The 24,498-nt window shown below is 60.9% G+C and carries 29 protein-coding genes; 10 read left to right on the top strand and 19 right to left on the bottom strand.

The genetic code is table 11. The features are described from left to right. Positions 1-88 precede the first annotated feature (88 nt). Entirely contained in the window at positions 89-1,120 is a 1,032-nt protein-coding gene (locus AC25BC_RS12615; protein WP_128438382.1) for an aldo/keto reductase, read from the bottom strand. Between the two features lie 138 nt (positions 1,121-1,258). On the opposite strand from AC25BC_RS12615, the gene AC25BC_RS12610 reads away from it, so the two are divergent. After that, positions 1,259-1,879 carry a TetR/AcrR family transcriptional regulator gene (locus AC25BC_RS12610; RefSeq protein WP_041935541.1) on the top strand — a complete coding sequence of 207 codons (621 nt, stop codon included), beginning with the start codon at positions 1,259-1,261 and terminating at the stop codon, positions 1,877-1,879. Between the two features lie 67 nt (positions 1,880-1,946). Here the strand turns inward: AC25BC_RS12610 and AC25BC_RS12605 are convergent, their stop codons facing one another. Beyond that, on the bottom strand, positions 1,947-2,600 hold the full coding sequence (locus tag AC25BC_RS12605; protein WP_012757982.1) for an O-methyltransferase: 654 nt from the start codon (positions 2,598-2,600) through the stop codon (positions 1,947-1,949). Between the two features lie 88 nt (positions 2,601-2,688). Between AC25BC_RS12605 and AC25BC_RS12600 the strand changes: the two genes are divergently transcribed. Beyond that, positions 2,689-3,333, top strand: coding sequence for a TetR/AcrR family transcriptional regulator (locus tag AC25BC_RS12600; protein WP_012757981.1), 645 nt, complete (start codon positions 2,689-2,691; stop codon positions 3,331-3,333). Positions 3,334-3,477: 144 nt separating this feature from the next. Here the strand turns inward: AC25BC_RS12600 and AC25BC_RS12595 are convergent, their stop codons facing one another. Next, positions 3,478-3,681: a hypothetical protein gene (locus tag AC25BC_RS12595; protein WP_012757980.1), complete on the bottom strand. Its 204-nt coding sequence runs from the start codon at positions 3,679-3,681 to the stop codon at positions 3,478-3,480. A gap of 188 nt (positions 3,682-3,869) precedes the next feature. Next, positions 3,870-4,511 (bottom strand): dihydrofolate reductase family protein, encoded by a 642-nt coding sequence (locus tag AC25BC_RS12590; protein WP_128438383.1) that lies wholly within the window; start codon positions 4,509-4,511, stop codon positions 3,870-3,872. A gap of 92 nt (positions 4,512-4,603) precedes the next feature. Between AC25BC_RS12590 and AC25BC_RS12585 the strand changes: the two genes are divergently transcribed. Continuing rightward, positions 4,604-5,125 (top strand): winged helix-turn-helix transcriptional regulator, encoded by a 522-nt coding sequence (locus AC25BC_RS12585; protein ID WP_012757978.1) that lies wholly within the window; start codon positions 4,604-4,606, stop codon positions 5,123-5,125. A 25-nt stretch (positions 5,126-5,150) separates the two neighbouring features. On the opposite strand, the gene AC25BC_RS12580 is transcribed toward AC25BC_RS12585, so the two are convergent. Genes AC25BC_RS12580 through AC25BC_RS12570 form a run of 3 tightly spaced genes read right to left on the bottom strand, consistent with a single transcriptional unit; the run spans position 5,151 to position 7,755 of the window. After that, complete coding sequence (locus tag AC25BC_RS12580) at positions 5,151-5,954, bottom strand: ABC transporter permease (protein ID WP_012757977.1); 804 nt, start codon at positions 5,952-5,954, stop codon at positions 5,151-5,153. Positions 5,955-5,956: 2 nt separating this feature from the next. Continuing rightward, positions 5,957-6,757: an ABC transporter permease gene (locus AC25BC_RS12575; protein WP_012757976.1), complete on the bottom strand. Its 801-nt coding sequence runs from the start codon at positions 6,755-6,757 to the stop codon at positions 5,957-5,959. After that, positions 6,754-7,755: an ABC transporter ATP-binding protein gene (locus tag AC25BC_RS12570; RefSeq protein WP_012757975.1), complete on the bottom strand. Its 1,002-nt coding sequence runs from the start codon at positions 7,753-7,755 to the stop codon at positions 6,754-6,756. The genes AC25BC_RS12575 and AC25BC_RS12570 overlap by 4 nt, the downstream gene beginning before the upstream one ends. Before the next feature lie 163 nt (positions 7,756-7,918). Between AC25BC_RS12570 and AC25BC_RS12565 the strand changes: the two genes are divergently transcribed. After that, positions 7,919-8,461: an NADPH-dependent FMN reductase gene (locus AC25BC_RS12565; RefSeq protein ID WP_012757974.1), complete on the top strand. Its 543-nt coding sequence runs from the start codon at positions 7,919-7,921 to the stop codon at positions 8,459-8,461. Positions 8,462-8,477: 16 nt separating this feature from the next. On the opposite strand, the gene AC25BC_RS12560 is transcribed toward AC25BC_RS12565, so the two are convergent. Next, positions 8,478-8,624 carry a hypothetical protein gene (locus tag AC25BC_RS12560; protein WP_012757973.1) on the bottom strand — a complete coding sequence of 49 codons (147 nt, stop codon included), beginning with the start codon at positions 8,622-8,624 and terminating at the stop codon, positions 8,478-8,480. 140 nt (positions 8,625-8,764) lie between these two features. Between AC25BC_RS12560 and AC25BC_RS12555 the strand changes: the two genes are divergently transcribed. From AC25BC_RS12555 to AC25BC_RS12545, 3 genes are all read left to right on the top strand, one after another. After that, positions 8,765-9,436, top strand: a complete 672-nt coding sequence (locus AC25BC_RS12555; RefSeq protein WP_012757972.1) for a response regulator transcription factor — start codon at positions 8,765-8,767, stop codon at positions 9,434-9,436. Beyond that, a complete protein-coding gene (locus AC25BC_RS12550) occupies positions 9,436-10,788 on the top strand; it encodes a sensor histidine kinase (RefSeq protein WP_128438443.1) in 1,353 nt (450 codons plus the stop codon). The genes AC25BC_RS12555 and AC25BC_RS12550 overlap by 1 nt, the downstream gene beginning before the upstream one ends. A gap of 211 nt (positions 10,789-10,999) precedes the next feature. Then, positions 11,000-11,899 carry a DUF3313 domain-containing protein gene (locus AC25BC_RS12545; RefSeq protein WP_017994463.1) on the top strand — a complete coding sequence of 300 codons (900 nt, stop codon included), beginning with the start codon at positions 11,000-11,002 and terminating at the stop codon, positions 11,897-11,899. Between the two features lie 131 nt (positions 11,900-12,030). Here the strand turns inward: AC25BC_RS12545 and AC25BC_RS12540 are convergent, their stop codons facing one another. The 3 genes from AC25BC_RS12540 to AC25BC_RS12530 form a co-directional block, all read right to left on the bottom strand. Then, positions 12,031-12,621 carry a GNAT family N-acetyltransferase gene (locus AC25BC_RS12540; protein ID WP_012757969.1) on the bottom strand — a complete coding sequence of 197 codons (591 nt, stop codon included), beginning with the start codon at positions 12,619-12,621 and terminating at the stop codon, positions 12,031-12,033. A gap of 255 nt (positions 12,622-12,876) precedes the next feature. Further along, positions 12,877-13,398: a BA14K family protein gene (locus AC25BC_RS12535; protein ID WP_012757968.1), complete on the bottom strand. Its 522-nt coding sequence runs from the start codon at positions 13,396-13,398 to the stop codon at positions 12,877-12,879. 266 nt (positions 13,399-13,664) lie between these two features. Further along, entirely contained in the window at positions 13,665-14,147 is a 483-nt protein-coding gene (locus tag AC25BC_RS12530; RefSeq protein WP_012757966.1) for a BA14K family protein, read from the bottom strand. Between the two features lie 448 nt (positions 14,148-14,595). Between AC25BC_RS12530 and AC25BC_RS12525 the strand changes: the two genes are divergently transcribed. Both AC25BC_RS12525 and AC25BC_RS12520 read left to right on the top strand, forming a co-directional pair. After that, positions 14,596-15,588: a calcium-binding protein gene (locus AC25BC_RS12525; RefSeq protein ID WP_245459800.1), complete on the top strand. Its 993-nt coding sequence runs from the start codon at positions 14,596-14,598 to the stop codon at positions 15,586-15,588. Further along, entirely contained in the window at positions 15,584-15,652 is a 69-nt protein-coding gene (locus AC25BC_RS12520; protein ID WP_487778560.1) for a hypothetical protein, read from the top strand. The genes AC25BC_RS12525 and AC25BC_RS12520 overlap by 5 nt, the downstream gene beginning before the upstream one ends. A 159-nt stretch (positions 15,653-15,811) precedes the next feature. Here the strand turns inward: AC25BC_RS12520 and AC25BC_RS12515 are convergent, their stop codons facing one another. The 3 genes from AC25BC_RS12515 to AC25BC_RS12505 all read right to left on the bottom strand — a co-directional run bounded on the left by AC25BC_RS12515 (position 15,812) and on the right by AC25BC_RS12505 (position 17,379). Then, positions 15,812-16,021 carry a hypothetical protein gene (locus tag AC25BC_RS12515; protein ID WP_012757964.1) on the bottom strand — a complete coding sequence of 70 codons (210 nt, stop codon included), beginning with the start codon at positions 16,019-16,021 and terminating at the stop codon, positions 15,812-15,814. A gap of 196 nt (positions 16,022-16,217) precedes the next feature. Then, on the bottom strand, positions 16,218-16,499 hold the full coding sequence (locus AC25BC_RS12510) for a hypothetical protein (protein WP_012757963.1): 282 nt from the start codon (positions 16,497-16,499) through the stop codon (positions 16,218-16,220). A gap of 43 nt (positions 16,500-16,542) precedes the next feature. Then, positions 16,543-17,379, bottom strand: coding sequence for an alpha/beta fold hydrolase (locus AC25BC_RS12505; RefSeq protein WP_012757962.1), 837 nt, complete (start codon positions 17,377-17,379; stop codon positions 16,543-16,545). 593 nt (positions 17,380-17,972) lie between these two features. Between AC25BC_RS12505 and AC25BC_RS12500 the strand changes: the two genes are divergently transcribed. Next, entirely contained in the window at positions 17,973-18,929 is a 957-nt protein-coding gene (locus AC25BC_RS12500) for a S1C family serine protease (protein ID WP_128438384.1), read from the top strand. A gap of 38 nt (positions 18,930-18,967) precedes the next feature. Here the strand turns inward: AC25BC_RS12500 and dusA are convergent, their stop codons facing one another. The 5 genes from dusA to AC25BC_RS12475 all read right to left on the bottom strand — a co-directional run bounded on the left by dusA (position 18,968) and on the right by AC25BC_RS12475 (position 24,429). After that, positions 18,968-19,969 (bottom strand): tRNA dihydrouridine(20/20a) synthase DusA, encoded by a 1,002-nt coding sequence (gene dusA / locus AC25BC_RS12495; RefSeq protein ID WP_012757960.1) that lies wholly within the window; start codon positions 19,967-19,969, stop codon positions 18,968-18,970. 179 nt (positions 19,970-20,148) lie between these two features. Next, positions 20,149-20,361: a cold-shock protein gene (locus AC25BC_RS12490; RefSeq protein ID WP_003540801.1), complete on the bottom strand. Its 213-nt coding sequence runs from the start codon at positions 20,359-20,361 to the stop codon at positions 20,149-20,151. Between the two features lie 217 nt (positions 20,362-20,578). Beyond that, a complete protein-coding gene (locus tag AC25BC_RS12485) occupies positions 20,579-20,707 on the bottom strand; it encodes a hypothetical protein (RefSeq protein ID WP_260687155.1) in 129 nt (42 codons plus the stop codon). Positions 20,708-20,904: 197 nt separating this feature from the next. After that, a complete protein-coding gene (locus AC25BC_RS12480) occupies positions 20,905-21,372 on the bottom strand; it encodes a DUF3828 domain-containing protein (protein WP_012757959.1) in 468 nt (155 codons plus the stop codon). Between the two features lie 228 nt (positions 21,373-21,600). After that, the gene (locus tag AC25BC_RS12475) at positions 21,601-24,429 is read right to left on the bottom strand and encodes a metal-binding protein (RefSeq protein ID WP_128438385.1); all 2,829 of its coding nucleotides are present in this window, start codon (positions 24,427-24,429) and stop codon (positions 21,601-21,603) included. Positions 24,430-24,498 lie beyond the last annotated feature (69 nt).

Here is a 24,498-nt window from a genome sequence, read left to right as displayed (position 1 = left end):
TTCGCATGGCTCAGGGCGTTCGGCCCTGCGATCGATTCACTGGATAGATCGCTCCTGCTTCGCAGGGCCGGGCCTCACTCCCTGCCAGTCAGGCGGCGAAGCGCTCCGCTATCGGGCGGCGGCGCAGGTTCGGCTGCGTTACCGCAGGCGGGTTATAGGCCGCCTCCAACGGGCCGGTGTCGGTGCCGGGCGGGACGACCGCGTCGATCCGGTCGAGGATTTCGTCCGTCAAACTCACCCCGGCGCCGGCAAGCAGATCGTCGAAGTGCTCCATCGTGCGCGGGCCGATGATGGCCGAGGTGACGGCGGGATGGGCGATGGTGAAGGCCATCGCCATGTGGGCCAGTGCAAGCCCTGCCTGTTGGGCGAGCGGGATGAGCCGTTCGACCGCGTCCAGCCGGCGCTCGTCGTTCATCTGCCTGGGGAAGCGTTTGGCGCGGGCGCTGTCGGGCTGCGGCGCGCCCTTGCGGTATTTGCCGGTGAGCATGCCCATCGCGAGCGGGCTCCACACCATCGCGCCCATTCCATAGCGCTCGCAGGCGGGCAGCACTTCGCGTTCGATGCTACGATTGAGGATCGAATAGGGTGGCTGCTCGGCGCGGAAACGTGCCAGCCCGCGGCGCTCGGAAACCCATTGCGCCTCGACGATTTCCGAGACGGGGAAGGTCGACGATCCCACGGCACGCACCTTGCCCGCCTGTATCAGGTCGGTGAGGGCCGATAGCGTCTCCTCGATGTCGGTATCGGGTGCCGGCCGGTGGATCAGGTAGAGATCGATATGGTCGGTCTGCAGGCGACGGAGCGAATCCTCGACTGCGCGGATCAGCCAGCGGCGCGAATTGCCCTGTCGGTTCGGGTCGTCGCCCATCGGCAGATGTGCCTTGGTGGCGAGCACGACGTCGTCGCGCCGGCCCTTGAGCGCCTTGCCGACGATCTCCTCGGATTCGCCGCGGCTGTAGATATCGGCGGTGTCGATGAAGTTTATACCGGCATCGAGAGCCTTGTGGATGATCCGGATCGAATCCTCGTGGTCAGGATTGCCGGCGGCGCCGAACATCATCGCGCCGAGGCAATAGGGGCTGACCTTGATGCCAGTTCTTCCAAGCGTGCGGTATTGCATGGTCTGTTCCTTTTATTGGGGAGGCGGACTTCGTGCGCATCGATGTGGCCAACACCGTCGCGCTGTGTTAATTTGCATAAACGGAACCGTATTCCGTTTATATACGGAACAATGTTCCGTTTTGCAAGCGGGTGAATGATGGGCGGCGACGAGAGCAAAGAGCAGGAAGACGGGCTGAAGCCCGGGGAAAGGGCGGACAGGCGCGTGCGCGCCGACGCCAAGCGAAATCTCGACGGGCTGCTTCAGGCGGCATTGACGGTGTTTGCGACCTCCGGTGTCGATGCCCCGGTGCGTGAGATCGCGGAAAAGGCCGGCGTCGGCATCGGCACCGTCTACCGGCATTTTCCCGAGCGTTCCGACCTCGTCGTCGCCGTCTTCCGCCGCGAAATCGACGCCTGTGCTGACGCTGCGCCGATCCTTGCCGCCAAACATGCGCCGGGCGAAGCGCTGGCCAAATGGATGCAGCGTTTCGTGGATTTCATCGCGGCCAAGCGCGGGCTTGCGGCGGCCCTGCACTCCGGCAACCCAGCCTTCGATGCCTTGCCCGCCTACTTCCAGCAGCGGCTGCAGCCGGCCCTTCGCTCGCTTCTCGACGCCGCCGCTGCCGCCGGCGAGGTCCGCACCGATATCGCCGCCGAGGATCTTTTGAATGCGGCCGCAAGCCTTAGCATGCACGCCTACGCCCAAGGGTCCGAACATGCCCGGCGCATGGTGTCCCTGCTGGTCGACGGGCTGCGCTACGGCGCTGTACAGCGGTGACGCCCCGACAATGAAACACGCCATTGCCCGGCCGGCACGCGCGCTCGGCCGGGCAACGAACTTGGCTTCAGGTCCGCATCGACAGCTCGATATCCTCTTCGAATGGCGTCGAGAGGTAGCCGGCTGCAGGCGAGCGTACGCGGGCAAGGTATTCCGGGCAGAGGTCGGCATTGTCGGCGATGATGAGGGCGCCAGGCCTCAGGCGGTCTTCCACCAGTTCCAGAATATCGCGATAGAGCGCCTTGGCGCCATCGAGGAACAGCAGGTCGATCGTTTCCGGGAGGTCCGTGCTCAGGGTCTCAAGGGCATCGCCTTCGCGGATCTCGACGAGGTCGATGAGGCCGCCGGCCGTCAGGTTGGCGCGGGCGCGGACCAGCTTCGACGGCTCGAACTCGCTGGTGATCAGCCGACCGCCGCCATTGTCGCGCAGCGCGGCTGCGAGATGGAGGGTCGAGATGCCGAAGGATGTGCCGAATTCGACGATAGTTCGTGCGCGGCTGCTTCGCGTCAGCATGTAGAGCAGCACGCCGGCCTCCCTGGAGACGGGAAGCCAGAGATCCTTTAGGCGCCCGTAAAGGTCGAGATATTCGGTCTTGCTGCCGATCAGGCGCATTCGCTCATCACCTGATAAGCCTGACATTGCCGGGCTCGTCGCCGCAGCGGCTTCTTCGAATAGACCGTTGAGCAGGGGCGCCAGCGGGGCGGTGGTCAGTGTCGTCATGCAAAATCTCCTGGATGACCGCTTCTTGTGTGGGGCGAAAAATACGAGTAATTCGTCGCATCTGCTATTCGCATTGCGGAGCGCTGCCATGACCGATCGTCCAAGAGCCCGGATTTCCTCACGAAAACAGCCCAAACAGGCTCGATCGAGCGAGCTCGTGGCGGCGATCCTGGATGCCGCTGCTCAGGTTTTGGCGCGGGAAGGCGCCCAGCGCTTCACTACGGCGCGGGTGGCCGAAAGGGCGGGCGTCAGCATCGGATCACTCTACCAGTATTTCCCCAACAAGGCGGCGATCCTCTTCCGCCTGCAGAGCGACGAATGGCGGCAGACGACGGACATGCTCGGCGGCATCCTCGCCGATGCGCAAAGGCCGCCGCTCGAACGGCTGCGCCGCCTCGTCCATGCCTTCCTCCGCTCGGAGTGCGAGGAGGCGGCGATGCGCGTGGCGCTCCATGACGCAGCACCTCTTTATCGCGATGCACCGGAGGCGCAGGCGGCGAGGGCATCGGGCGACCGCATCGTCGAACTGTTCATGCAGGAAGTGCTGCCTTCTGCGCCGGAGGCGACACGGGTGCTCGCCGGCGACCTGATCACCACGACCCTCGGCACAGTGGGAAAGCAGTTCTCGGAGGCACCCCGGAGCGATGCGGAGATCGAAGCCTATGCCGACGCCATGGCCGATATGTTCTGTGCCTACCTCGAACAGCTTAGGGCTGGCCGGGACGGGGCATGATGTTCCGGCTGCGATCTGTTGGGCCTGGTGTTCCTGGATGCTGGTGTTCCGGGGCGGCGGCGCGAGGGAGCGGTAAGCGAAAGCGCTGCATCCCAGCGCCTGTCATCGCAGAATGCTATGGTGCTTAGATGGAGGGAGAGGGTTCTACTGGTTGTCCAGTTGCTTCGACAGCTCGGCAAAAAGCCCGTCGTGGTTAGTGTTCATCTGGACGAGATCGACGGCGACGGTGATGGCGTGGCGTCCTTCTATGCTGTCGATGTCGAGTTTCCTCTCGCAGCACCATTGCCGAACGGCATCGGTGACGATGGTTATTTCATCATCGTTGAGCGAGATGAGCGACAGGAGCATCTTCGTATCTTCCATGAAGCGGCAAGAGCACCTATGTCTCTCAAGCGGTCGCGTCGATGATCCGATGGCGTTTACTCTACGCTCATTCCGCAGCAATACCACGGCCATTTTGACACGGCTTGGTGACAGCCGAACGATCCCGACAGGCGGCCGTCAGGGCGGCACCTGCCAGGATTGCTTCGACTCGTTTATTTCGCCAGCACGATATGCGTGGCGTGTTCGGTTGCGACATGCTCGGCGACGCGGAAGCCGAGGGCCGGGAGGTCGATGCCTGTGAACATCGCCTCGCCCTTGCCGAGCACGACCGGCGAGACGGCGAAATGCAGTTCGTCGATCAGGCCGGCCTGCAGGTACTGACGGACGGTGCTGACGCCGCCGCCGATTTTCACATCCTTGCCGCCGGCCGCAGTCTTCGCCTTGTCAAGCGCTTCCTCGACGCCGCCGGTGACGAAGTGAAACGTCGTGCCGCCCTCCATGACGATCGGTTCGCGGGGATAATGCGTCAGGATATAGGTCGGCGCGTGATAGGGCGGGTTCGGTCCCCACCAGCCCTTCCAGGCATCATACGGCCAATCGCCGCGGATGGGGCCGAACATGTTGCGTCCGAGAATGAAGGCGCCGAAATTGGCCATGCCGCGGGCCGCATAACCCTCGTCGACGCCTTCAGAACCGCCGTCCTTTCCGATCATCGCGCGGAAGGTGCGGGTACGGAAAAACCATTCGAACATCTCCGTCCCCCGCTTGCCCAGCGGATCGGTCATGCTTTGCTCCGGCCCGGCGCCGAAACCATCCACGGAAAGGGAAAATGCTGCGACACGCACCTTGGACATGCTACTCTCCTCCATCTGATTGCGATTTGAAACTAGTTGCGTTGTTGCATAAGTGATCCTATATTGCAACCAGTTTTTCGAGGAGAGAATTGGTGGATATTGAACTGCGGTCGGGCTGCCCGATCAACCTGACGATGGAAGTGCTGGGCGACCGGTGGAGCCTCATCATCATCCGGGACATCATGTTTGGCAACCGCCGCCATTTCCGCGATCTTCTGACCCATTCGGAGGAGGGGATTGCCTCCAACATTCTGGCCGCCAGGCTGAAGCGTCTGCTCTCGCTCGGATTCATCAGCAAGCGGGACGATCCGAGCCACAGTCAGAAAGCGATCTACAGCCTCCTGGAGCCAGCGATTCAGCTCGTGCCGGTCTTTGCCATGATCGGCGCCTGGGGACGGCGGCATCTGCCTGTGAGCGAGGAGCTGAGCATCCGCGCACAGCTTCTCGAAGAAGGCGGACCGCCGCTTTGGGACGAGTTTATGGAGGATCTCCGGCAGATCCACATCGCCGACCCGATCGGCGGCGCCAACGGTACATGCACCTCACCGGTGCTGGTGAAGCTGACTGCGGCATTCCTCGAGGTTCGCGCGAGATCGTTGTCGCAGGCATCCTGATATCGAGGAAGGTCGGTCGGCTCGATCAGCCGCCGGCACCCTGGTATTTGCCGGTGGCGTACCGCCAGTGAGTGATTGCCATCAAGACCCAGATCGGCCCGGCCACAAGAGACGCCGGCCCGGCCCAGTCCCCGAGGATCGGGATGGGTTTGCCTAGCAGGGCGCCGACAGGGACCGAGCTGGTGAGGGCCAGCGGAACCGCGGTGATGAGGATGGTCTGGATGCCGCCCGGAAAAATATTGAGCGGGTAGCGCGTCAATTCCCAAAAGCCGAAGAAGATCGAGAACAGGTGGTTGGACCGCACCCAGATCAGCGCTGTGGCGCCGATCATGGTGATGAGTGCCCCCGTCAGCAGCGTCGCGCTGATAAGCGCAGCAATTAAGAATGACGCGGACCAGACCGACCAGGTGAAGTCGACGGACAGAACTGCCCAAGCCATCAGCGCCACTGCGAGGATGACGTGGCCGGCATAGCCGATATTAAGGCCGGAAAAGACCAGATAGGCCCAAGGGCTGAAAGGCTTGACCAACAGCGTGTCGTAAGTGCCGAGCCGTACCAGTTCTTCGAGCTCGCGCAGCTGCACGAAGCTCATCGCAGCGCCGAGCGAATAAGCCAGCAGCTGGAAGCTGAACAGCAGCGCAAGCTCCGGCCAGGTCCAGCCGCCGAGCGTGTCGAAGCGGGCAAGCAGGATTCCGATGGTGGCGAAGACGCTGCCATAGGAAAGGATCTGCGCAAGGCGGTCGAGCCAGAAAGCGCCGCGATATTCCATCTTGGAGCGGACGTGCATCCGCACCAGCAGCGGAAGGACGCGCAGGTGGTGCATGAGCATGATCAACCTCCCTGCACCGTGATGCGGCCGGAGGCGCAGCGCCACAGCCAAAGGACGCCGGCCAGGAACAACGCGGCCCAGGCAAGGCCCAGGCCGAAATGGAGCCAGACATCGGCAGTGGAAAGCCTGCCGAGATAGACGGCATTGGGATAATAGACCACCCAGGCGAAGGGCAGGTGGCGGGCAATCGTGGCCAGCGGTTCGGGGAAGAACCAGAACGGTATCAGCAGGCCCGAGAACAATTGCAGCAGGGCGCCCAGGATCCAGTCCAGCGAGAAGCTCGTCATCAGCCAGAAGGCGACGAGGCCGAAGAGCGCCGACATCAGGAACAGCAGCGTAAAGGACAGCGCCCAGAAGGCGATGAACATCAGGCCATCGAACAGGCTTGCCGGCGGCAGCATGCCGTAAAACAACGCAGTAAAGGCGATGGTCGGAATGACCTGGGTCATCAGGCGATAACCGAAGCTGCCGCATTCGTTGGCGAAGAGATAGAGCGGATAGGACAAGGGCTTGAGCAGCCATACCGCGATATCGCCTGTCTTGAGCGACCGGCCGATTTCGCCGATGATCCTTTCAGGGCGGGTTGCGCCCATCACCGCGCCGCCGAGCAGGGCATAGGTCACCATCTGCTGCAGGGAAACGCCGTCGACTACGATGCCGCCGATGCCGGCATAGGCCGCCTGCCAGATGGCGACACGCGCGAAGACCTGCACGAGTTTGCCGAAGATATTGGCCCATACTTCGTTGCGGTAGGCGAGCTGCGAATGGAAGGAACTGCGCGCGAAGGCGAAATAGGCGCTCATGATGCCAGAGCCTTGGCATTGCGCCGCTGGTAGAAGGTGCGGATGACCTCTTCGATGTCGGGCTCGTGCAGCGCCACATCCTTGAGATCGCGGCCGTTGCCGACCTCCGACAGGATCGTGACCAGCGAGATATCTTCACGCTCGATGAGATAGTTCTTGCGCAGGCCCTCGTCGCTGACGAGGGCCGCGGTGCGCAATGGCAGCGGTCCAGGGTCACTGGCAAATTCGAGTGTCAGCCGCCGGGCCGAGCCCAATGCTGCGCGCAGGCTCTTCAACTCGCCGTCGAAGATGAGCCTGCTATGATCGACCATGATCAGCCGCGGGCAGATAGTCTCGATGTCCTGCAGATCATGGGTGGTGAGGATGAGGGTGACGCCGCGCTCACGGTTGATCTCGGCGAGAAAACGCCGCACGGCATCCTTGGCGACCACATCAAGACCGATGGTCGGTTCGTCCAGAAAGAGGATCTTGGGATCGTGCAGCAGCGACATCACGATCTCGGCGCGCATGCGCTGGCCGAGGCTGAGTTGGCGCACTGCGCGGTCGAGAAAGGGCGTCAAGTCGAGCAACTCGCTGAAGCGTCGGAGATTATCCGCATAGCGGGCGGCGGGGATGTCGTAGATACGCTGGTGCAAGGTAAAACTGTCGACCAGCGGCAGGTCCCACCACAGCTGGCTGCGCTGGCCAAAAACGACGCCGATCTCGCGGGCATTGTCCATCCGCTTCAGATGTGGCGTCCGGCCGAGCACCGAGAGCGTGCCGTCGCTCGGCACCAGGATGCCGGTCATCATCTTGATCATCGTCGATTTGCCGGCGCCATTCGGGCCGAGATAGCCAACGGCTTCGCCTGCCGCGATGTCGAAACCGATGTCGGAAACGGCCAGGACTTCCGTATATTCGTTGGTCACCAACGTCTTCAGCGCGCCCATCAGGCCCGGAAATCTCTTGTGCTGCCGGAAGCGTTTGCTGACGCCCCGCGCCTCGATCAAAGCCGACATGTGTATTTCCTCAAGGGGTAATTCCAGCCGATTCGGCAGCAGCACCCAAGCTAACGCGGGGCTCGGCCAGTTCAAGCTAAAGTCGCTTTTGGGGCGCTACTCAATCGCGCCTAGCCTAGCCTTTTGCGTTGACAGCCATGATCAATCGATTCCTGTTAGGGTCATGAAGATTCTCGCAATATCCGGCAGCGCCCGGCGCAATTCCACCAATACCGCCATGCTGCAGGCTGTTCGCGCCGTTGCGCCAAATGAGATCGAGATTTCGATCTTCGACGGTGTGGGGCGGTTGCCGGTATTCTCGCCCGATCTCGAGGGAGAGCATCTGCCGGAGGCGGTGCGGGATCTCATCGATGTGATCGCTCAGAGTGACGGGGTGATCATTGCCAGCCCGGAATATGTCCGATCCATCCCGGGCGGCCTCAAGAACGCGATCGATTGGCTCGTGTCAGGAGAGCAGATCGTCCATAAGCCGATCGCCCTGCTGCACGCATCACATCGCGGCGACGACATGCTGGCGGGTCTTCGCACCGTTCTTGCGACCATTACCGACCGGTTCGCGGGCGATATTTTCCTCAGGCTTCCTTTGATGAAGTTGGAGCCGACCGAGGTGTTCAACACCATTGAGGCAGCGGAGAACCGTTTCAAGGTGCAGGCCTATCTTCAGGCATTCTCGGCCTATTGTATGGCAGACAGTAAGACCGCCTGAGGGTTCGCTCGCTGCATCATCGGACGTCCATCAGCAGGCCGTTCTCGAATGCCGTCTTTTCGTGAAGCGTGTGCAGAATGACGAGTGGGGCTGCGAGCAGCGCGGCAAGGATGAAGGCGGAGAGAAAGTGTCTCGTCAGGAGACGGAGGATAGGTCGGATCATCTTGATCTCCAGCTGCTGCGGATAGTCTTTGTGCTGGACCTCAACAATTGCAGCAGCATGACCGGCTGCCTTGCAAGCTCCGCAATGCTGCCGCAACCCTTGTGGCAGACAGAAGGGGTGAGCGAGACAATGGACGGGCGATGCGGATACTGCTGATAGAGGATGAGAGGGAGCTGGCCGAGGCGCTGTCGGCCGCACTCGGCAAACATGGGATCGTCACCGACCACACGATGCATCTGGCAGACGCCGTCGAGCTGACGCGGCAGAACCTCTACGATGCGATCCTGCTCGACCGCCGCCTGCCCGACGGGGAGGGGCTGAGCTTCATTCCGGATCTGAGGCGGACGGGGAAGGATACGCCGATCATCGTGCTGACGGCGCTGAACGAACCGAAGGAGCGGATCGAAGGCCTCGACCTCGGGGCCGACGACTATCTCGGTAAGCCGTTCCTGGTGGAGGAGCTGATGGCGCGGCTCAGGGCCGTGCTGCGGCGATCGCCTGAACTGGCGGAACTCAAGATCACGGCCGGACGAATGGTGATCGACCCGCTGCATCTGAGCGTCACCGTCGATGCCGTGCCGCTGGACCTGCCCCGACGCGAACTTTTGGTGCTGGCCGCACTGGCTAGGCGCAACGAGAAGACCGTGCTGCGTTCGACGCTGGAGGCGGCGGTTTATAATTACGAGGAGGAAATCCAGTCGAATGCGCTCGACGCGCATATATCGCGGTTGCGCAAGCGGCTGATCGATGCCGGCGCCGGCGTAGCGATCCATAATATCCGCGGCGTCGGCTATCTCATGAAGGAAGAATGATGCGCGAGGCGACCAAGTCGAACCTTTCACTCTGGTGGACGCTCAGCTGGCAGCTCAGTATCGTTTTCGTGGCTGTTGTTGCGACTGTCATCATCGGGCTTTGCATTTACGCCACCAGCATCCTCTCACCCAATGAAGGAATGCAGGTTCAGCTGACTGCAGCCCTCGAGGAAGCTCTTACGCGTGACTCGCGGGGCAGGATCGTCATAGCTGATAGCCCGCGTCTCAGGTCGTTCAAGGCTGAGAACAACAGGCTCTGGTTTTTCGTCGCAACACCCAGTGGAGAAACGGCCTCCTATGGCGTAATGCCGGCGCCCTATGCGGACCTAGCCCGGTACGTTTACCTCATCAAAGACGCCGACATACGAGGGGCGTCTGGTACGACCGAGGTCGCCTCCATCGACCGTGTCGACACGGCAGAAGGCGAGTACAGAGTGATGTACGGCGGAAACGCCAGCAGAAGCTCCGCATTTCTGGCAATACTCGGCAAAACCTACCTCATTTACACACCACTTTTGGCCATCGCTTTGCCCGGGGTTTTTCTAACGATCCCCCGCGTCGTAGCGCGCGCTTTGGCCGGCGTGAAGGATATAGCGAGCAAGGCATCGGAAATCGAACCCCGCCGGCAAGGAGCCCGATTGCCGGTGGATGGTATTCCCACGGAAATCGCACCATTGGTGATTGCTTTTAACGGAACGCTTGAGCGGCTTGAGAACGAGTTTAAGAAACGTCAGCGCTTCCTGCTCGACGCGGCGCATGAGCTCCGGACCCCGATCGCCATCATGCAGACGCGGATCGACGGCATGCCAGACGGGCGCGAGCGGCAGCGGCTGCTCGATGACGTGGCGCGGCTTGGGCAGGCGGCCGAGCAACTGCTCGATTTTGAGCGCAACGATCAGGCGGCTGACCTCGACGAACCGGTCGATCTCGTCGAGATCGCCCGAATGACGGTTGCCGATCTCGCGCCGCTGGCGATTGTCGCCGGCTACCAAATTTCGTTTCAAAGCGAGGTCGAGAGGCTCGAACGCAAAGGCAGCCCGTCGGCGCTACCGAGCGCGGTGAGCAACCTCGTACGCAATGCCATCGACCACGGAGGCAACAGCGGTATGATCGCGGTTTCTGTGTCGGGTTCACCTTCCGGCGGCGAGCGGATCACGGTCACCGACGAAGGGCCGGGCATTCCGGCTGAACACCGGGAGTTGGTTTTCGAGCCCTTCTATCGCGTCACCCCGAAGAGCAAGGGCGCCGGTCTCGGCCTCAGCCTCGTCAAGCAGATCGTCGCAAATCATGGCGGCGAGGTTAGCATCGAGAGCAGTGCTGCAGGGACGCGGGTGACGATCGAACTCGCATAAAGGTCGGGCCTGCTTGAGCAGTATCCGCCCCCCGAGCCTTTCCTGGTTCTGATCAGGAAAGGCTCTGGATCTGTAATGTTGCGGCAATTGTCGACCGCCACTTTCGCCCGACACTAGAGCGCCGCGCGTCCGACAGGACGCGCCAAGGACGCTCTAGCGTTTTAAACCTGCGCATAATCCTTTCCGAAAATCGATCTCGATTTTCGGGGTTATGCGCTATCGGCGACGGAGGCCAGACAGCGTGCGCAGCAATCCATTTCCATTTTCCCTCCCCGTGGCGTCGAGAGGCTTGTCCCTCGCTCTGCCGGTGGCGCTCGCCATGGCCGCGGCCGGGTGCAGCTCGGTGCCGCTAAAGGAGGCCGGCACGCTCTCCTCCTACGGCAATCTCGGCGCGCCGAAGGGCAAGCTGTCGAAATCGCGCGTCTATGTCGATGGGACGCGCCTTAGTCCGGCAAAGACGGTCAGCATCGTGCCGACGACCTTCGCTTTCAACGCCGCGACCCGCGTCAAATCGAACGCCGACCGCGTGATGGTGGCGAACGCTCTGGACCGGGCGCTCTGCATTTCGCTCAGTGACAAATACCAGCTGGTCTCTGCCGGCCAGCCGGCAGATCTGACTATCCGCTCGGTCGTCACCGACATTGTGCCGACCAACAAGGCGATGGCGGGTGTTTCGACCGTCGTGACCGTCGGCACCGGTTTCGTACTGCCCGTCAGCGTGCCCCGGCTGCCGGCCGGCCTTGGCGGACTGGCGGTCGAGGCGGAGGCCGTCGACAGCGGTGGTGTGCAGCGGGCGGCAATCGTCTGGTCGCGCGGGGCAAACTCGCTGCAGAACAACCCCCGCGTTTCCGAAGTCGGCGATGCCTATAGCCTGGCTTCGAAATTCAGCAGCGAGTTTTCCCGCATGCTGATCAAGGGCAAGGAGCCTAAGGGATTGGATATCTCGCTGCCCTCAGGGCATCGGATGAAATCCTGGCTCGGCGGCAAACCGAAATACGCCGCCTGCGACGCCTTCGGCCGGCCGCCCGGACTGATGGGCGCCGTGGCCGCCAAATACGGCGCGCCGCCGCAGTGGACCGAGAAGAAGCCGAAACCGGCCGCGACCTATTGAGAGACAATACGCAGCGACGCCGCGAGCTGCTGCGCGACCAGCACTCAGCCCCACCCCAGGCTGACGGGACGGACGGAGCAAGGGCGGGCAAGGCCCGTGCTCCGTCCGTCTGAAAATCCGTCGGCTGCACGTCAGCCGGCGATTCCGGGCCTCAGCCAGAAATACAGTTTGATCTGATCGGGCCTGTCGGAGGGATGCGGGCCGCGCATGAACAATTCGCCGCCATTGCGCTCGATCACGCGCCGCGAGGCATCGTTATCCTCGTTGCAGAGGATGACGAGGCGGTCGAGGCCTTCCTTCGATGCCAGTGCCAACAGCAGTCTCAACGCAGCGGTCGCGTGGCCGTTGCGCTGTTTCCACGGCACGACGGAATACCCGACATGACCCGACACCTCGGGCGGCAGCTCCTCTATGCCCGCTTGAAAACGCAGGCTGATGCTGCCGCAGAATTCGCCGTCCCAGATCCAGAACAGACGGGTGGTGAGAGGCGGCGATCCGGACCCGGCGTGCGGTTTGCCATCACGAATGAGATCGTCGGGGAACTTCGCCCGGTCCTGGCGCAGCCGCTGAAGTTCACCGCGAACATAGGTTTCGTCGCCTGCGCGGCGCGGATCGGGAGACCAGCCGGCGGCGAGCGCCGCTTCGAAGCCCGACAGGTTTTCCATATCCGGCGGCAGCAGGATGACGGGCCCGGCGGGCTTTGTTGTCTCTCCGGATGTCATTCCGCACCTAAAGCACGTCGCGATCCTTTAGATTCGCTCCTGACGCATCTTTCTATCCAACGCATGTCGTTATCGCAAAACGGCTGCGCACTATTGCGCGACATGCTTTAGGTTCGTGTCGCCCAACTGAGCGAGTCGACCATGACCGCGCAGACCAGCACGGCCGACCGGCGATCGGAAGCCGTGTAGCGGGCTTCCGATCATCAAAAAAGCCCCGCATCTTCATGCGAGGCTTGCTCTGATGCGTGGGCCGGATTACCGGCACTGGCGGCGCGGGCCATAATTCGGCTGATAGGTATTGTCGTAGGCGCGGTATGACCGATAGCGGCTATAGCAGTATTCAGCATGCGAAGAACCATAGGCACGTGCGCGCGGCTGCGAAGCAATGATGCCGCCGAGGAGGGCGCCTGCTGCCAGGCCGCCGATGATGGCGCCGTTATTGTCATATCGGTTATCATATCGGCGATACCGGCGATCGTGACGGCGATCCCAGCCATAACGGTCGTCGCGGTCGTAGCGGCGATCGCGGTAGCTGCGGCGGTCGCGGTCTCGATCGTTGTCGCGGTCGCGGTTGCGGTAGGATCTGCGGTTATCGCCGTTGCCCGAGCAGACGATGGAGTAAGGGTTGCAGGCGACTGTCATGATCCGGGCATCGATACTTTGAGGCGCCGGCTGGGCCGATTGCATCGGGCTCGCCACGAAGGCCGGGGCCGCCGAGGCCGGCATTCCCGAGAAGGCCGTCGCTATCGACAGGGCAATGATGCCGAATTTGTTCATTTCACTCACCTTGGGTCAACGGATGTATTGGGGGATAACGCGGGGGAAGGGAATAGGTTTCATTTTGGGATCGGGAGGGATTATGTATGTGCGTATCTGCTAACGTACCGTGCTTTCATACATATAGAGCTGGTCGATAGGGGGCAAGGCGATTTGCTGGACGGCGTGACAGTCTACGGTGTCCCCGGGAGAGCCGCGTAACGGGCATTCGGGTATCAAAAAGCCCCGCATCTTCATGCGAGGCTTGCTCCAATGGAACGGGCCGGCTAGCGGCACTGGCGGCGTGGGCCGTAGTTCGGCTGGTAGGTATTGTCATAGGCGCGATAGGACCGATAACGGCTATAGCAATACTCCGCATGCGAACCAGAACTGTAGGCACGCGTGCGCGGCTGCGAAGCGATGATACCGCCGAGGAGGGCGCCGGCCGCCAGACCGCCGATAATGGCACCGGTATTGTCATGGCGGCGATACCGGCGATCATAGCGACGATCCCAGCCATAACGGTCGTCGCGGTCGTAATTCCGGTCACGATAGTGATTGCGGTTGCGATACCACCTGCGATTATTGCCGAACTGACCCGGGCAGTTCGTGAAGTTATTGCAGCCGACGGTCGTGATGCGGGCATCGGTGCTTTGAGACGTCGGCTGCGCCGATTGCACCGGGCTCGGCACAAAAGCCAGGCCTGCCGAGGCGGGCATTCCGGAGAAGGCCGTCGTTATCGACAGGGCAATAATGGCGAATCTGTTCATTTCACTCACCTTGGGTAAACGGATGTATCGGGGGATAACGCAGCGGAAGGGAATAGGTTTCATTTTGGGATGGAATGAGGCGGTGTATGTGCGTGGGTGCTAACGCAGCTGGGTTGCGCGCACTGCTGGACGGCAAATCGGCCGGCCCATATGGGGTCTCGCGAGCACTCCAGAGCAACCGCAGCCCGAGTGCGACAAGGAAGGGGGCGGCCACCTTCATGACGAAGAACAGGATGGCAGAGCGCGGAACGGCATGTTCAACCTCCCAGAAGGGCCGCCAAGGCCCAGAGGGGGACGGGATTTACTGGAGGGGCGCGGGGGCCGGTCATTCTTGCAATAGGTACCGTTAACACAACAGACATCTCAGGGTGGTAATTCCCTCCAAACAGAGCTTGGCTACCGGCGGCGGTTGATGCCACCGGGGCGCGTCTTGCCGGGGACTGGAAGAATGCCGAATTGGCGCGTGCGGCGGACGGCCCTGATCCTTGGGTTGGGCCTGATTTTGTCGATTAGCATCTACGATAGGACATCGCGTGACAGCGGGCGGGTCGTCAACAACATCATCCTTACATCCGATCCCGACAGTAACCAACAGATCCATGCCGGTGCGGGCGATGATGTGGTGTATGGCCGAGGCGGACAGGATGAAATCCGAGGTGACGAGGGAGATGACACGCTCTACGGCAACGAGGATGACGATCTTCTGACCGGCGGCACCGGCAACGACACCTACGGCTATGCCCGCGGCGACGGCAACGACACCATTGTGGAAACGATCGAGGATAGCGGCGACGCCGACACGCTGATCTTTTCCGATATCGGCCCCGGTGATATCGGCCTTCGCCAGGAGGGTGACGATCTCATCATTGCGATCAGGATGAGTGCGGCAGATGCCGCCAAGAACGTATCAATTCTCGAGGAAGCGAGGCTTGCGGCCAAGAGCGACGGCAGGCTCACCTGGGCGCTTGAAAGGACTGCCGCACGTATGGCCGCGGGCGGGTCGATCCTCATCGAGTCGGGACGATCAGGTGGCGATAAGGGGATCGAAAGCATCAGGTTCAGCGACGGGACAATCTGGTCGAAGCAGGACATCGCCGCGCATATCAGTGGGGTTCTGCCCGAGGGTATTGCCGGCACTGTCGGCCGGGAAACTCTAGAAGGCACGATGGGCGACGATCTGATCATCGGACTTGAAGGAAACGACACGCTTTCCGGATCCTTTGGCGACGACACCTATGTCTATACCAGCGGCGATGGCTCCGACGTCATCGATGACATCGTCAACATGTCGAACGAGATCGACACGCTTCGCCTGACCGATCTCACCGCTTCCGACGTGATGTTGCTGCGGAATGCGGCAAAGCTGATGGTGATCGTCAAGCCCACGGGCGAAGTGATCACCGTCGAGAAGCAGTTCTTGGCCGAGCTATTGGGGCATTGAAAAGATCGAATTTTCCGATGGATTGTCCTGGGATAGGGACAAGATTCTTGTGCGCTTGCGCTAGGTGCTGAACCGGAATGACTGCGCCGACCCCATCGTCGTATGTTCATGCAGCGGCGGCGCAAGTTTCTGCGCCGTGGGTCTCCATGTGCGTGTCAAAGCCGGTAAATGGCGGGAGGAGTCGGTCCGCTCTCGTTGTGCTAACGTGAGGCCGCTATCAGGCTCACCTTCCGCCGGCCAGCAACAGAAGCTGCCTTTCGTCATGCACACCCTGGCGGTAAAGCTCGATGATGAGGGCGCCCAGACGGTCGGCCTCCTTGCTCGATCTGTCGATCTTTAGCCCGCTACAGAGAGCTTCGTGGACACGCCTGCACACATCGAGGTCCTCGGAGGCGAGCGGTTCGTCACGCGTGCTGAACAGCTTGTCTGACATCGCAATCTGCCCTTTTTTGGATGCCGTGAATCGCTTTCGTGAAAAAAGATAATTTCGCGATCTTTGCTCTGCAAGATGGGCGAAGGTCCGAAATTCAAAAAGAATTCTGGGCACGCACGGGAAGATACCGGCGAGGGCGGCAGGGCATGGATATGAGACCGATCGGCGTGTCGACAGGATAGAGTGAGCGTGAGATCTACTTGGTTGCGGGGTCCTTGGCGCCCAGCTGCGACAGCCGCAGCTCTTTCAGCCGCTTGGTTTTTTCCCGGCGGGCCCGCTGCTCCGCTTCGATGGTTTCCTTGGCGGCGCGCTCGGTGTTTTCGAAACGATCCTGCCGGTAAGCCTTTGATGAGGGTTCACGTTCTCTTTTCATGGCCGCTAAACGCAAATCGCCGAAAACGGTTTCATAGGAAAATGAGTCACTGGCCGTCAATCGATCGACGTGGCCAGAATGCCGGCGTGCGGGATGGCAAGCCATCGTGGCAACCGGGCGCCTGATCGGCGCCCGGCAACATCACGGATCAGCCTTTGATGAAGGCGAGGATGTCGGGATTTATGATGTCGGCATGGGTGGTGCACATGCCGTGCGGGAATTTCTCGTAAACCTTCAGCGTGGCGTTCTGCAGAAGCTTGGACGAGAGCAGGGCGGAGTCGGCGATCGGCACGATCTGGTCGTCGTCGCCGTGCATGACGAAGGTCGGCACGGTGATGATCTTCAGGTCTTCGGTGAAGTCAGTTTCCGAAAAGGCCTTGATGCCATCGTAATGCGCCTTGGCGCCGCCGATCATGCCTTGGCGCCACCAATTGTTGATGATTGGCTCCGACACTTTCGCGCCCGGCCGGTTGAAGCTGTAGAACGGGCCGGCCGGCAGATCGCGATAGAATTGCGAGCGGTTGGCGGCGAGCTGCTTGCGCAGGTCGTCGAAGACTTCGATCGGCAGGCCGCCGGGATTGGCATCCGTTTTCACCATGAGAGGCGGCACGGCGCCGATGATCACCAGCTTTGCGACGCGGCCCTGCGGCTGGCCGTGGCGGGCGACGTAATGGGTCGCTTCGCCGCCGCCGGTGGAGTGGCCGACATGGACGGTGTTCCTGAGATCGAGATGCTCGACGACGGCTGCGGCATCGGCGGCGTAGTGATCCATGTCGTGACCGTCGCCCACCTGGGTCGAGCGGCCGTGGCCTCGCCGATCATGGGCGACGACCCGGTAGCCCTTCTCAAGGAAGAACAGCATCTGGGCATCCCAGTCGTCGGAGCAGAGCGGCCAGCCGTGATGAAACATGATCGGCTGAGCGCTCTTCGGCCCCCAATCCTTGTAGAAGATTTCGACGCCGTCCTTGGTGGTAACCGTGCTCATCTTTTGGCTCCGTTGGTTGGGGTTGGTTGGATTAATGCGGTCAGAAGTTTGCGCTGTTGCCTGCAGAATTGACAAGGCCACGAGCGCCGTTGGGCCGGAGGCTAGGGGCAAGAAGGTCGCGCCTGATCAACCCGAATATGTTGATGTGCTTATTGAGTTCCTCTTTCTATTCTATTGATATGACAGAAGTTTGTATGTCTACGCGAGATGGGTATAGCACCCGCCCATTTCGCATGACGCGCGGGAGCCCGGGTGATCCTCGCCTGGCTGCTTTGCGCTGCGAACATTGTTTTAATCCACTGTATCTCGGCTGTCGGCCACCTCAGGCTAGTTCGTCACGGGCGAGACGAACGTCTGCAATGAGCCATTTTTTTATTATTCGTTCAATATATCCGTCCGGGTAGTTCAATATATCTGTCCGGGGTAGGTGTGTTCCCATTCTGCCGCCGTGCATGCCGCTGCTGGCGCACACTTGAACGCGGTTCATCGCCCAACCATCTAATCCTCATACAACAGCGCCATGGCGGACCGTCGCAACCGCGACGGCTTCGCCGGCGGCGGGACGGCCGTTACTGCCGCCTGAGGATTCAATAATGGGTTACATGGACAAGCAGATAGCGCCTCAGAATGATGGGGCGCTGATCGATGCCTATTCGCAATCGATCGCAGCAGCAGTCGATACGGTCGGGCCAGCAGTCAGCCGGATCGAGAGGGTGGGAGGCCGGCAGGGGCAGGGGTCCGGCTTCGCGGTCTCGCCTGATGGCCTGATCATCACCAACAACCATGTCGTTGACGATGCCAAGGTCGTTCGCATCACCACGCCTGACGGTTTCGTTACCGAGGGCCGCGTGCTTGGCCGGGATGTGGATACCGATATCGCCCTCATTCGCGCCAATACAAGCACCGGCGCCTGGGCGAAGCTCGGAGATTCCCAGCGCCTGCGCAGGGGCCATATCGCGATCGCGATCGGAAACCCGCTCGGCTTCGAATGGACGGTTTCGGCCGGTATCGTCTCGGCGCTCGGCCGGTCGATGCGGGCGGCCAGCGGCCGGCCGATGGAAGATGTCATCCAGACCGATGCGGCGCTCAATCCCGGCAACTCGGGCGGGCCACTGGTGTCTTCGGGCGGGGAGGTCATTGGCGTCAACACCGCCGTCATCCAGGGCGCGCAGAGCATCGCCTTTGCCGTGGCGTCGAATACGGCCAATTTCGTGGTTTCGGAGATTCTTCGCTATGGCCAGGTCAGGCGCGCCTTCATCGGCATAGCAGGCGATACGATCGTGCTGCCGCGCCGGGTGGCGCTTGCCGCAGGCACGACGCAGACGACCTCGGTTCGCATCCGGCGCGTCGAAGCCGACGGGCCGGCGGCAAAGGGAGGGCTGCAGGAGGGCGATTATATTCTCGCCATCGATGGCAGCCCGGTCGGCGGCGTCGATGATATCGTCCGATTGATGGATGGCAGCAGGATCGGCAGGGATACGGAAATCCTGGTGTTCTCGCTGGCGGGCCGGATCGAGACGAAGATCTTGCTGCCGATGGCGCGGTCCTGACGCTTCACCTCAGCGCCATGACTAGGCATCACCTCACGTCAGGCGCTGACTGCTTCCTGATCCGTCCCCGAGAAATCCACTGCCGCAAAGGCCGCCGCCAACACTTCCGGCCCGGCGCCGGTTTTTGCCGCATCGGTTGAGAGGATCTGACGGTAGCGGCGGGCGCCGGGCAGGCCGGTGAAGAGACCGACCATGTGGCGGGCCACGTGCTGTAGCCGGCCGCCGCCGGCGATGTGGCGTTCGGCATAGGCCATCATCCGGTTACAGAGCGCCTCCCAATCCGGTTCGGCCGCAGGCGCACCAAAGAAGCGCTGGTCGATGTCGGCAAGGATCGCGGCATTCTGGTAGGCGGCGCGGCCAAGCATGACGCCGTCGACATGTTCGAGATGGACGGCGGCTTCGTCGAGCGTGCGGATACCGCCGTTGATGCCGATGAAGACATCGGGCCAGCGCTGCTTCATCCGATAGACGATCTCGTAGTCGAGCGGCGGGATCTCGCGGTTTTCTTTGGGGCTCAGACCCTTCAGCCATGCCTTGCGGGCATGGATCCAGATCGCGTCGGCGCCGGCATCGAGAACGCGGCTGATCAGCTCGGGCAGCGCCTGTTCCGGCTCCTGCTCGTCGACGCCGATCCGGCATTTCACCGTTACCGGCGCGGTCGCAACCCTCTTCATTGCCGCGATGCATTCGGCCACCGTTTCCGGCGTCAACATCAGGCAGGCGCCGAAGGTGCCGGACTGCACCCGGTCGGAAGGGCAGCCGACATTGAGGTTGATCTCGTCATAGCCATAGGGCTGGGCGATTTTCACCGCTTCGGTAAGCTTTGCCGGGTCCGATCCGCCGAGCTGCAGCGCCAGCGGATGCTCGGCGGCGTCATGACCGAGCAGCCGATCGCGCGGGCCGTGGATGATCGCATCGGCCACCACCATCTCGGTATAGAGCAGCGCCTCGCGGCTGATCTGGCGGTGGAAATAGCGGCAATGCCGATCCGTCCAGTCGATCATCGGGGCGACTGCAAAAATCGGCCTCTTCTGCGTCATCGACGTTCCACTGTTCCTTGTTACCGCGCCGCAGTGCGGTGCCCCCGCCGCAGGGGCGGGCATCTATAAAGGGCGCATATAACACTTGCCAATGTGATCGACAAATGACCGCCGATCACCACAAACAGAAACGGCGCCCCTTGCGGAGCGCCGTTATGCCGCGCGAGCGGAAGTCTGACTTACGAAGCCGAGATGTTGACAGCCTTCGGGCCCTTGCCCATGCGGTCCGGCTCGGTGTCGAAGGTAACCTGCTGGCCTTCGCGCAGCGACTGGATGCCAGAAGCCTGCAACGCAGAGATATGGACAAAAACGTCCTTTGCGCCGCCGTCCGGCGTGATGAAACCAAAACCCTTGTCCTGGTTGAAGAATTTTACGGTGCCCTTGGTGGCCATTGGGATCGTCCTTTTCCCTTAGTCTGTGTAGTATCCGCGCCCCCGAGAGGAAGCGGACGGCTTTAGCTTTCGCCCCGATCGATTGGGACGAAGGGTCAGTCGGAGAAGTCACGTACGGGGAAAGAACGTCTACGTAGGCGGGTAGTCCCGCGCCGCCTTCCAAACGGAAGGGATTACCACATCAGTCCAGTCACCGGCATGCAAATGCCCGAGTAAGTCAATTCGTGCCAGCATTTCGGGCAAAAAGCAAGCGGGATTCTTTTGGCATGCCTGCATCGATGTCGGGAAATGCCGAAGATTCAGATACTTGACGATGGGTTAACGGATTCTTGCGCGGCTGTGCCATATCGGGATTCCGTGCCGAAACGGGATGAGCGGCAGATTCGATAGCCGGGCAGGTTTTTTGTTCGTGGGCGGGGCGGCAGGCACGCCGATCAGTCTCATGGTGAGGGTGAGGAGCGGAGCAATCGATCCAGTGAATTGATTGCCCGTGACAAACGCAGGGTCGCCTCGACCGGGAGGGCGGGTGGCTGGGCTGCCAGCCTACTGCGCATCCCCCAGCAACCCGCTCAGGCTCCAGGGATTATCCCCCTTCTGATTGGCGATGTCGTCGACCTTCCAGCCGCCGTGTTCGCGTACCAGCGTATAGAAGAGCGTCACCTCTTCGCCGTTTTCGAACTCCACCTCCACCTCGGCCTTGTCATCCAGCAGGATCGGCTGGCCGATCCTGACGTCGCTGGCGGTGCCATCCTGGCCAGCGATGACGGGATCGAAGTCGATCGCACCGACATCGCCCTCTGCCGTGTTGTCGAGATCGGTCTGGAGGAGCTTGGTCAGGTGGTCGGAGAAGAAGGCGGAATAGGGCGAGGGCGCCTCGGCGTCGCTGTTGTCGGTGTCGTAGCTATAGAGCGCCTTGAGCAGCGCCTTCGGCGTCTTGTAGGTCGCTGCCGATGCAGGCAAGGCTGCGAGCGCCGAGACGGCGAGGGCGAGGATGAATGTGGGCAGGCGCATGCGGGCTCTCCTCGGATCGGCAGGAAATCATAGCCGAATCGGGTGCGAAGGGGGAGCAGCAATTTGGACCGGGCGGTAAGCCGAACTCCCTCTTCTACCCAGTGGGGAAAAGAGATTCGGTGGGGCACCTTGTTCCGCCTGATCGATACGGGGGCTTGCTGACCGCAAGCACCCCGTTTTGAAGGCCATTGGCGACGCATTTCTGCGTCGCCTGGAATCCAGTCGCAGTTAGATCAACGCCTCATGCGAGAAGCTCGAAACCGCCGGCTCGAAGACGTCCTTCACGGCGACCGTGAAATCGTGGCTGGTGACGTTTCCGGCCGTGTCGTAGGCTTCGGCAGTGTAGGTCAGGTTGTGGGTGCTTTCGTAGTCGATTGCAGCCTTCGTCTGGATCTTGTTGCCGACGAGCTTGAAGATGCCGTCGGCATCATCCGTCAGCCGCCATTTTACCGTGCCGCCTTCTGGATCGACCGCCGAGAGAAGGCCGACCGAGGTGCCGATCGCGACATTCTCGGAGATCGAGCTGCGCGAGAAGGCGAGATTGGTCGGCGCCTTGTTGACAGGTGCTTCGTTGACGTCGAGGACATTGATCGTGATGTCCTTTTCGACCGTGACCTTGCCGTCGGAAACGGCAACCTTGATCGTGTGCGACTTGTCGGTCTCGTAATCCAGCGCCTTGGAGGTGACGATACGGTCGCCCTTTATCCGGAAATGATCGTTGGCTCCGTCGAGCAGCGTATAGGTGAGGGCGTCGCCATCGGCGTCCTTGGCGCTGAGCAGGCCAACGGTGGTCCAGATCGGCGTGTCCTCTGAGAGGGCGGTCTTCGAAAGCTGGAAATTGGTCGGCGCGGTGTTATTGCTTGTGAAAGTTTCCGTGGCGAAATCGTAGACGCCGTCGGCAAAACGGGCGAATTCAACATCAGTCAGCGTATCCTTGCCCTCCAGGGCGCTCGTCAGGATGTGGCTGCCATTGTCGATCGCGAAGGAATAGCTGGCGAAATCGCCGGAGAAGACGGCCGTGTCGATGCCGGTGCCTCCAAAGAGCATGTCGTTCCCGCCATAGCCATCAATTCTGTCATTACCAGCTCCACCGTCGAATATGTCGTTACCATCGGTGCCTTCAAGTTGGTCGCTGCCGCCACCGGTCGCGACGTCAATACCGAAGGCCGTGCCACTGATATATGCCGAACGGGTGGCCAACTCGTCCGAGAGATCGACATGGGCACTGTCGGTCAATGTCAAGGAGATGATGCTTTCGTATCCCGGCTCGTAGACTACGATTTTGTCGAAACTTTCGAACTGCGCAGCCGAACCAATAGCGCCCGCTCCGCCCAATTCGAGGATTTCGAAATTTTGGATCGTCAGGCCGCTCAGATTATAGGCTTGCAGCGTGTCGGTGTCGGCACCGCCATTGAGTGTTCCGGACGCCTCGACATCGGAGCCGCGAAACACAGTTACGGTGTCGTTGCCGTTGCCTGCATCTATATCGAAGATTTTTGCATCGGCGTAGTCGTCACCATCGGTGATCGTATCATCGCCCGCACCGCCTCTCAGGACGTCATTGCCGGAGTAGCCATCGATAACGTCATTGCCGGCGCCGCCGTCGAAAATGTCGTTGCCATCAGTACCTTCAAGTTGATCATTGCCGCCACCGGTCGTGACGTCGATGCCGAAGGCATTGCCGCTGATATGCGCCGAACGGGTGGCCAGTTCACCAGCAAGGTCGACGTGAACCCCGTCCGTCAATTTCAACGAGATGGCATAGCTATCGTAGTTTGGATCGTCGTAGACGACGATCTTTTCAAAGCTTTCAAACTGCGCCGCCGAACCAATAGTTTCCATTCCCCCCGTCTCAAGAATTTCGAAATTCTTGATCGTCAAGCCGGTCAGATTATAGGCTTGCAGCGTGTCGGTGTCGGCACCGCCATCAACTATTCCCGAATTTTCGATACTGTATGCGATCTGCAGGTTCACGGTATCATTGCCGTCGCCCCCATCTATATCGAAGACTTCTGGAGGGCCGAAAAAGTCACCGTCGCCGATCGTGTCGTTACCCGTTCCACCCCTGATCACATCATTTCCGGCGCCCCCATAGACTTGGTCGTTGCCTTCGCCGCCGGTCAACAGGTCATTTCCAGCATTGCCATGCAATGTGTCGTTGCCGGCGCCGCCGTCGAAAATGTCGTTACCGGCTGTTCCGACGAAATTGTCATTACCGGCGCCCGTCGTGACGTCTATGCCGAAGGCGGTGCCTGTGATGGAGGTCCGACGGGCTGCCAGCTCGTCGGAGAGATCGACATGAACGCCATCCGCCAATATCAAGGAGATGACGGAACTGTCGTAGATCGGATTGTCACCGTAGATGATCTTGTCGAAGCTTTCGAACTGAGCAGCCGAACCGGCAAGGTGGATCCCTCCCGTTTCAAGAATTTCGAAGTTCTGTATCGTAAAAGCGGTCAGATTGTTCAAGCCGGAAAGAACGTCGATCCCGTTGCCGCCATCGATCGCCCCTGTCAGCGATTCATCGCTTGCTAATATAATTACTTTGTCGTCGCCGTCCCCTGCATCGATCGTCGTTTTCGGTGTGTTAAAGTGCGCAGAGTCGGTGATCGTGTCATTGCCCGCGCCACCATTGATCTTGTCATTACCTTGCCCGCCGTCGAGCGTGTCGTTGCCGTCCCCGCCATTCAGCGTGTCATTACCAGCTCCACCTCGGATCGTATCTTCTCCGGCACCGCCGTTCAGCGTGTCTGCGCCATCGTCGCCATTTAGCGTATCGTTGCCTTCTCCGCCATTCAGCGTGTCATTGCCATTTCCGCCCGATATAGTGTCGTTGCCCCTGCCGGTTGTAATCGCATTGGCACTGCTCGAGCCCGTTATTTCTGCGGAAACCGAGTCCAACTCATCGGCAAGGTTTATCGTGCCGAAATCCGACACCTTCAGAGTGACCATGGCGAGAGGATTATCGGCGGAGTAGCGGATGACGTCGTACGCCTCGAACTGCGCACCGGTCTTGATAACTGTAGCGCCGTTCGTGTCCAGAATATTCAAGGCCATGTAAACTTTCCAGAAGATGCGTTGGATTCTGCAAGAACGAATTGTGTCTTTTCTGCCGTTCCGGGTGGA

The sequence above is a fragment of the Rhizobium sp. WSM409 genome (genome assembly GCF_057653825.1).
The sequence above is the reverse complement of the archived record's forward strand: the minus strand, read 5'-3'. Positions and strand labels throughout refer to the sequence as shown.

Bases quoted from the DNA above. Each gene is read 5' to 3' on its own strand.
- AC25BC_RS12615 (WP_128438382.1), bottom strand. From the start codon at position 1,120: ATGCAATACCGCACGCTTGGAAGAACTGGCATCAAGGTCAGCCCCTAT.
- AC25BC_RS12610 (WP_041935541.1), top strand. From the start codon at position 1,259: ATGGGCGGCGACGAGAGCAAAGAGCAGGAAGACGGGCTGAAGCCCGGG.
- AC25BC_RS12605 (WP_012757982.1), bottom strand. From the start codon at position 2,600: ATGACGACACTGACCACCGCCCCGCTGGCGCCCCTGCTCAACGGTCTA.
- AC25BC_RS12600 (WP_012757981.1), top strand. From the start codon at position 2,689: ATGACCGATCGTCCAAGAGCCCGGATTTCCTCACGAAAACAGCCCAAA.
- AC25BC_RS12595 (WP_012757980.1), bottom strand. From the start codon at position 3,681: ATGCTCCTGTCGCTCATCTCGCTCAACGATGATGAAATAACCATCGTC.
- AC25BC_RS12590 (WP_128438383.1), bottom strand. From the start codon at position 4,511: ATGTCCAAGGTGCGTGTCGCAGCATTTTCCCTTTCCGTGGATGGTTTC.
- AC25BC_RS12580 (WP_012757977.1), bottom strand. From the start codon at position 5,954: ATGCTCATGCACCACCTGCGCGTCCTTCCGCTGCTGGTGCGGATGCAC.
- AC25BC_RS12575 (WP_012757976.1), bottom strand. From the start codon at position 6,757: ATGAGCGCCTATTTCGCCTTCGCGCGCAGTTCCTTCCATTCGCAGCTC.
- AC25BC_RS12570 (WP_012757975.1), bottom strand. From the start codon at position 7,755: ATGTCGGCTTTGATCGAGGCGCGGGGCGTCAGCAAACGCTTCCGGCAG.
- AC25BC_RS12565 (WP_012757974.1), top strand. From the start codon at position 7,919: ATGAAGATTCTCGCAATATCCGGCAGCGCCCGGCGCAATTCCACCAAT.
- AC25BC_RS12560 (WP_012757973.1), bottom strand. From the start codon at position 8,624: ATGATCCGACCTATCCTCCGTCTCCTGACGAGACACTTTCTCTCCGCC.
- AC25BC_RS12555 (WP_012757972.1), top strand. From the start codon at position 8,765: ATGCGGATACTGCTGATAGAGGATGAGAGGGAGCTGGCCGAGGCGCTG.
- AC25BC_RS12550 (WP_128438443.1), top strand. From the start codon at position 9,436: ATGCGCGAGGCGACCAAGTCGAACCTTTCACTCTGGTGGACGCTCAGC.
- AC25BC_RS12545 (WP_017994463.1), top strand. From the start codon at position 11,000: ATGCGCTATCGGCGACGGAGGCCAGACAGCGTGCGCAGCAATCCATTT.
- AC25BC_RS12540 (WP_012757969.1), bottom strand. From the start codon at position 12,621: ATGACATCCGGAGAGACAACAAAGCCCGCCGGGCCCGTCATCCTGCTG.
- AC25BC_RS12535 (WP_012757968.1), bottom strand. From the start codon at position 13,398: ATGAACAAATTCGGCATCATTGCCCTGTCGATAGCGACGGCCTTCTCG.
- AC25BC_RS12530 (WP_012757966.1), bottom strand. From the start codon at position 14,147: ATGAACAGATTCGCCATTATTGCCCTGTCGATAACGACGGCCTTCTCC.
- AC25BC_RS12525 (WP_245459800.1), top strand. From the start codon at position 14,596: ATGCCGAATTGGCGCGTGCGGCGGACGGCCCTGATCCTTGGGTTGGGC.
- AC25BC_RS12515 (WP_012757964.1), bottom strand. From the start codon at position 16,021: ATGTCAGACAAGCTGTTCAGCACGCGTGACGAACCGCTCGCCTCCGAG.
- AC25BC_RS12510 (WP_012757963.1), bottom strand. From the start codon at position 16,499: ATGGCTTGCCATCCCGCACGCCGGCATTCTGGCCACGTCGATCGATTG.
- AC25BC_RS12505 (WP_012757962.1), bottom strand. From the start codon at position 17,379: ATGAGCACGGTTACCACCAAGGACGGCGTCGAAATCTTCTACAAGGAT.
- AC25BC_RS12500 (WP_128438384.1), top strand. From the start codon at position 17,973: ATGGGTTACATGGACAAGCAGATAGCGCCTCAGAATGATGGGGCGCTG.
- dusA (WP_012757960.1), bottom strand. From the start codon at position 19,969: ATGACGCAGAAGAGGCCGATTTTTGCAGTCGCCCCGATGATCGACTGG.
- AC25BC_RS12490 (WP_003540801.1), bottom strand. From the start codon at position 20,361: ATGGCCACCAAGGGCACCGTAAAATTCTTCAACCAGGACAAGGGTTTT.
- AC25BC_RS12485 (WP_260687155.1), bottom strand. From the start codon at position 20,707: ATGGCACAGCCGCGCAAGAATCCGTTAACCCATCGTCAAGTATCTGAA.
- AC25BC_RS12480 (WP_012757959.1), bottom strand. From the start codon at position 21,372: ATGCGCCTGCCCACATTCATCCTCGCCCTCGCCGTCTCGGCGCTCGCA.
- AC25BC_RS12475 (WP_128438385.1), bottom strand. From the start codon at position 24,429: ATGGCCTTGAATATTCTGGACACGAACGGCGCTACAGTTATCAAGACC.